We start from the raw sequence: 6093 nt of genomic DNA, 5'->3' as shown, positions 1-6093 counted from the left end.
TAAGATTACATTTATCTTTAGACTTCAAAACACCGAATATGGTATATAAATTATCAGCTTAATTTCAATTTTAACCTGTAGCCATATTTCAGGACGAGACATTATCTAAAGACCACACTACATTTCTAAACCATGACACAAAATAAAATCCTTCAAGCCTTAGTTCAAGCAATTAATTCTACGGAAAAATTAAATGGAGGAGATTTCAATAAACATCCAGACGCACTATATGCTTATGAAATATTATTTGGTAAAGAGAGACTAAAAGAAGTTTTGGAATCAAAAAATGACTTAGAATATAATGCATTTTATAATGTTTCAGGTTTATTTAAGATTCAAATAAAAAACCCAAATACGCCTTTGGATTTGGCAAAACATCATGTAGATAAAATAATATCATATTTCCTTAAGAACCATATGTTAATTTACTTGATAGAAATTGCTTTATCTAGAGAGGAAGTTAAAATTGCAGAACATTATATCAATGAACTTAGTACTTTGGAACAGAATTCCATGCATCATGGTTATAGAAAATTTTTAGATTATTATGCTACTAAAGGTTCCTACCAAGAGTTTAAGAATTATCTTAAACTCTCAAAACCTGCAAAACCGCCAAGAAATATTATAGACTCTTCAAAGACCAAGTTTATTTCAAAATATTCAGAAATTAATGGGATTGAAAAAGGAGTTACAATAATAAATGACAAGATTTTTGGCTGGAAATATTGTTATGCTTTAATTGAAAAACAAGCGCATAATTACAGTCTTAAAGAAATTGAAAAATTTCTTAACAAGTACCCGAAATTCGTTGAACATGACCAATATATTAAGCCATGGTTCTTTGTTCTTCACTATTCTAACCAAAGACCCACCGAAATTTCAGATAAAGAATTCAATGAGCTTCTTGAACTTATAATGACAGTTGATAAATCGCTAAAGCGCGGAGATGGAAGGTTAAGAGATTATATGCTCTTTGACATAGGGGGCTCAGTTTCTGATTTAAATCAAATTAATGAATGTAAAAAGAATATTATTGCTCCATTTTACAAACGAGAGTTGAACTATCACATAAAAAATCTTAAAGAAAAAACTATGGGTAACAAAGTGTAAAAATAATTGCTTGGTTCGTGCCTACTAGGAAAATCCTGCGGATTTTCCTCTGGTTTATTCCATTTTTGTTAAGTTAGTGACTTAACCACGCAACTATCCTTACACAAACCGTTAGCAGCTATTGAAAATGAAAAACGTTTTCTACATAATTTTAATGTTGACTACTCTATCGAGCTGCGTAGAGATTTGTCTTGAAAAAGGACTTGGACAAGCTAGTATCTCTTCGGAAAAATCAAAAGAGCATGACTTGTTTAAATTCCAATTTGGAAACGCGCAGGACAAGTTGACTGTTGAAGGAGTTGGAGTAATAGAAATTAAGGAAGTTTGGGTCGAACAAGCTTGGACTAGAAAATGCATTGAAAACGAATCGGTAGTCGAAAAGAAGGATTTTGACCAGATAGTTTTACAATTAAATATCCCAAAAGAATTTAAAGACTCCTCAGAATATTTTCTTTATGTATCCAACCCACAAACCAATGGCTATGGACTTTCGAATCCATACTTTAAAGTCAAATATGAAAATCAAGATAGCTTGTTTGTATTTATCGAAAACTATTATGGAGAAAAATTAGATTCAACCTATATTCTAAAAAAATAAAACAGCTGCTAACAATAAATAAAGCCAATGCTTAAATTCAACCAAACTTCGACAGTCTCGTCTTTCAACCAACGTCAAGTCCTACGGACATTGACGTCTCCGAAAGCCGCACTGTCTTTATTTTAACCGTTGGCAGCAAGTTGACCAAAGCAGAACGCGAATTGAAAAATCGGAAATGAAAAGAATTTTTTACCTACTTATTGTTTTGACTTTAACAAGTTGCAGATATTTTAATGTAAGTCCTGTAAACGGAATTACAACTAAAAATCTGACTGAAAAACCAACTCAGTCTGAAATGATTGGAATTTGGGAAGTGGATAAATTCAGTTACGAATTAAATGAGGAGAAAGGGTATGAAAAGAAAAAAATTGAATTGAACTTAAAGGAAAACGGAACCTTTGAAATAACAGACTTGCCGAATTACATAAACGTATTTGACAAAACTACAGAAAGGTTTGTAAATACTAATGGGAAATGGAAAATCGAAAAAGATTTTAAACAAAAATACTGGGTATTAAAAATGAATTTTAACGAAAGTAGCTTATATGAAAAGGGAATGACTACTTGGTATGATTTGTATTTACAAGAAGATGGAATAATTATTTGGAATTTTATTGGAGACCCAGATTCCGGAGAAAGATTTTTATATAAAAAACAATAAAAACCAGCTGCCAACAATGGCTATAAGTAATTGCTTGTTCTCGCTTACTTCTGAAAATCCTCTCGGATTTTCAGTTCGGTGTGTACTTGCAAAGTTAAGTGCTAACCCACGCAACTACTCATAGCCGAGACCGTTGTAAAACATTATGAAGAACCTACTACTTACATTATTTTTTATTTTTTCAATTAGCTTTTCATTCTCTCAAGAATGTGGAAAATCTGAATTATCTACTGATTTAATTCAAAGAAAGGCTAATGATAGCGTTTATAAAAAAAGTATTGAACAACGTATTGATTTTTTTGCGATTTTAAATAAAGAAATTTTACCAAAATACTCTGATTTAAAAACTCAAGTTTTAAATTCAATTGAAAATTCTGATTTAAAAGAAATATTGGAATTAAAGACTACTTACGACAATAATCGTATAGAATATTTAACGGAAATGAAAGAAACTCAAGCACGAGTTTTTAGTGATGTTACAGCTTATGGAAAGATTTATACGATAATCCTTTTTGAGACTTTAGACGTTTTTCCTGATAGTTACGCTATGATTTTTAATTCAACTGTTATAAATAGTAGAATTAAAGGACGTGATAAAATTCTTATGAACAGGATTTATGAAAAATACTCGACGATATTATCTGAATTCAATACTTGTTTTCAACAAATGAAATCGGAAATAAACAATTCCAAATCTGAATTAGAAATAATAGATATTAATCAAAATACAGGTAATAAAACCGAAGAAGAAACAAAAAAAGCTGACCTAATTGATTTATTAATATGGTCACTAAAATAACGTTTTACAACAACGTGTATAATTAATTGCTTTGGCAAGTGCTTATTTGGAAAATTCCTTCGGAATTTTCTCGCGTTCGTTTTTGTTTACTAAATTAGTTGCTTAACCACGCAACTAACTATACACAAGACCGTTGTAGCACATTTAAGAAATCCAGAAACCATAATATATGAGTACAGAAACATACTTAAGCGGAATAAAATCAAATGTTGAAAGAAACATCTCGGATGACCTTTCTATATTATGGTCTGATGATGCTAACGTGCAAAACTGGAACGCACTCACACCTGATGAAATACAAAAATTGGTAGAAGAAACTTTCGAACTACTAAATGATGCTATTGACAAAAATTTACTTGAGACATTACCCTTTAATTACCTAAAATCCATAAATAGTAATTTAAATAATTTTAATAGTCAGTTTCAAACAGTAAAAGGGCTTGCACCAAATCAATTAAGGAATCAACATCACAACCCTTTAAATCAAATCAATTCTGTTAATTCCAATATTAGAAATAGTGGATTATTTGCTCTTTTAAGGTTGTCACCAGATATTCCTGAAAATAATCGTTTGATTCAAGAACAACTTGAAAATATTAACGAAAGAAAATCTGAAATTGACAAACTTGCAAAGCAAGTACGTACGTTGATGTCGCCAGCGGTTGCTGACAGATTGAGTACAGCATTTAGCAAGAGAAAAAGTGAAATCTTCAAGCAAAAAATTGGATGGTTGATTTTGGTGCTCTTAAGCATAATTGTTGCAATGTACTACACAGCTAACGTATCTGAACTAATCGCTGAAATGATAAATCCATCAGAAAAAACAGAAAATATAATTGAATCTAATACAATTGGGATTATTTGGGTATTAAGACTGTTAATTCTATTTCCAATTTACTTTGTGGTGTTTTTTGCAATAAAGCAATATTCAAAAGAACGGAAATTGGAAGAAATTTATGCTCATAAATCTGCAATCGCAGAAACTCTTCCATCATACCCTGAACTTTTAACAGAAAAGTCTGTTGGAGATAAAATTACGACAGATGCAGCTACAGTGATTTTCTCACCAGCGGAAAAAGACATAGAAAAAAAATCAAGTTCAAAAAATTATAAAATAGAGGATATAAAAGAATTATTAGACATAGCATCAAGAATGACAAAAGGTGCCGAATAAAAACGTGCTACAACAATGGCTATAAGTAATTGCTTGTTCTCGCCTACTTCTGAAAATCCTCGCAGATTTTCAGTTTGGTGTGTACTTGCAAAGTTAATCGCTAAACCACGCAACTACTCATAGCCGAGACCGTTACCTGTAATTATGACAAAAATTTCGCTAAACATATTACTTCTGACTTTAATATTAGCTTCAACATCTTGTAAAAAAGAATTGGACACTTTATTAGAACTAGAAGCTGACTATAAGGTTATTGATTTGGAATACGGATTTGACAATTATATGAGAAATATTAACTCAGAACAATTAATAATCAAACAAAGAAATATTGTTTTAATTAATGTAGATAAAAAAGGCGAAACTACAATTGAGGACAATATTATTCCAGATAGCCTAATAATATCTGAATTCAAAAAATATATAATACCAAACCCAATGGACGATAAAATGCCAATGACTACTGAAAAAAGTTTTGAATATTCAGGAAAGGTTGATACTCATAAAAACATTATTGTCCTTGCGAAATATGACAAAGAATTAAACTATGAAAAGTATAAAAAAATCAGAAACAAATTTTATTTGGCATATAACGAAATCCGTAATGAATTCTCTGTATCGAAATTTGACAAAAGTCTAACGGAATTACTAAAATCGGACAAACCAGAGGATATCATAAAATGGCAAGAAATAAGACAAATATTCCCAATCCGATATATGGAATCGCTGAATTAAAAACAACTACAGGTAACACCGTGTAAAAAACATTACTTATTTTAGTTCAACCGTTTGGTCGTTGCTTTGTTTGCTAGCTTCTGATTTTCCTTCGGAAAATCCTCGCACACAAACACGCAACGTTCCTTACACATAAACGTTGTGCGTCATTTAAGACAAACCCAAAAAGACAATGACAAGAATAGAATTTATTGAGTTTTTAAAGGAATTTAAAACTGACTTTGACCAAAACAAAGAAAATTGGGAAAACGTCAATCTTTCTGATTTTTTAGAAAGTATGATTGCTTATACAGAAGATATTCAAGGTTTCTATGACAATATGGGAATGAAAGTAAATGCAGATAATCCGACTTGGGAAAATTTCAGTCATATCTTAAAAGGTGCTTCAATTTATGAGTAAATCATACAACATAACTTTGAACGGAACTCTAATCGGAACTTCTGAATTGGAAAAAGCTGATGCACCAATGGGAGTTGCATTTGGACTGATTGAATTTAAAGAAATTATATCGCCTTACGAATTCTTCAAAGAATACTGTTCAAATAAACAAATCGAACTCGCCTCTGATTACCCAGAAGATAAAATGATTTCAACAATGAGTATTCCAGAACTCAAAATCACAAACGAAGACGGAATTGAAATTAAAGGAGTTGGAAATCAAATAACAGGAATGGACAATGAGGAATATGAGATATCAATATTCGGAATTCCATATCCATTTTACGAAGAGGAATTTCCTCACCACGTAAAAGAGTATGAAAATATATTTAATAAAGAATAAAAAACGAACGCACAACAATGGCTATAAGTAATTGCTTGTTCTCGCCTACTTCTGAAAATCCTCGCGGATTTTCAGTTTGGTGTGTACTTGCAAAGTTAAGTGCTAAACCACGCAACTACTCATAGCCGGGACCGTTGTAAAACATTTAACAGAAACCGAATTACGAATTGAAAAAAGGATATTTAATAATAATTTCGATTGTACTGATAATACTCTCATTCTGGTTCGGAATGAAAG

At 31.1% G+C, this 6093-nt stretch carries 8 protein-coding genes; all 8 read left to right on the top strand.

Translation table 11 applies throughout. The features are described 5' to 3' along the window. The first annotated feature begins 132 nt into the window (after positions 1–132). The 8 genes from IE051_RS18190 (at position 133) to IE051_RS18155 (ending at position 5856) form a co-directional block, all read left to right on the top strand. Positions 133–1110 carry a hypothetical protein gene (locus tag IE051_RS18190; RefSeq protein WP_189362849.1) on the top strand — a complete coding sequence of 326 codons (978 nt, stop codon included), beginning with the start codon at positions 133–135 and terminating at the stop codon, positions 1108–1110. Positions 1111–1237: 127 nt separating this feature from the next. After that, complete coding sequence (locus IE051_RS18185) at positions 1238–1708, top strand: hypothetical protein (protein ID WP_189362848.1); 471 nt, start codon at positions 1238–1240, stop codon at positions 1706–1708. A gap of 175 nt (positions 1709–1883) precedes the next feature. Continuing rightward, positions 1884–2369 carry a hypothetical protein gene (locus tag IE051_RS18180; protein WP_189362847.1) on the top strand — a complete coding sequence of 162 codons (486 nt, stop codon included), beginning with the start codon at positions 1884–1886 and terminating at the stop codon, positions 2367–2369. A gap of 145 nt (positions 2370–2514) precedes the next feature. Continuing rightward, entirely contained in the window at positions 2515–3168 is a 654-nt protein-coding gene (locus IE051_RS18175) for a hypothetical protein (protein ID WP_189362846.1), read from the top strand. A gap of 169 nt (positions 3169–3337) precedes the next feature. Next, positions 3338–4342, top strand: a complete 1005-nt coding sequence (locus tag IE051_RS18170) for a hypothetical protein (RefSeq protein WP_189362845.1) — start codon at positions 3338–3340, stop codon at positions 4340–4342. A gap of 144 nt (positions 4343–4486) precedes the next feature. After that, positions 4487–5074, top strand: coding sequence for a hypothetical protein (locus IE051_RS18165; RefSeq protein WP_189362844.1), 588 nt, complete (start codon positions 4487–4489; stop codon positions 5072–5074). Between the two features lie 172 nt (positions 5075–5246). Further along, on the top strand, positions 5247–5474 hold the full coding sequence (locus IE051_RS18160) for a DUF7660 family protein (RefSeq protein WP_189362843.1): 228 nt from the start codon (positions 5247–5249) through the stop codon (positions 5472–5474). Further along, positions 5467–5856 (top strand): hypothetical protein, encoded by a 390-nt coding sequence (locus IE051_RS18155; RefSeq protein WP_189362842.1) that lies wholly within the window; start codon positions 5467–5469, stop codon positions 5854–5856. Before IE051_RS18160 ends, IE051_RS18155 begins: the two co-directional genes overlap by 8 nt. Positions 5857–6093: the final 237 nt, after the last annotated feature.

The sequence above is a fragment of the Algibacter mikhailovii genome (assembly GCF_014651495.1).
Taxonomy (GTDB): Bacteria; Bacteroidota; Bacteroidia; order Flavobacteriales; family Flavobacteriaceae; genus Algibacter_E; species Algibacter_E mikhailovii.
This window is presented reverse-complemented; position numbering and strand designations above follow the sequence as displayed.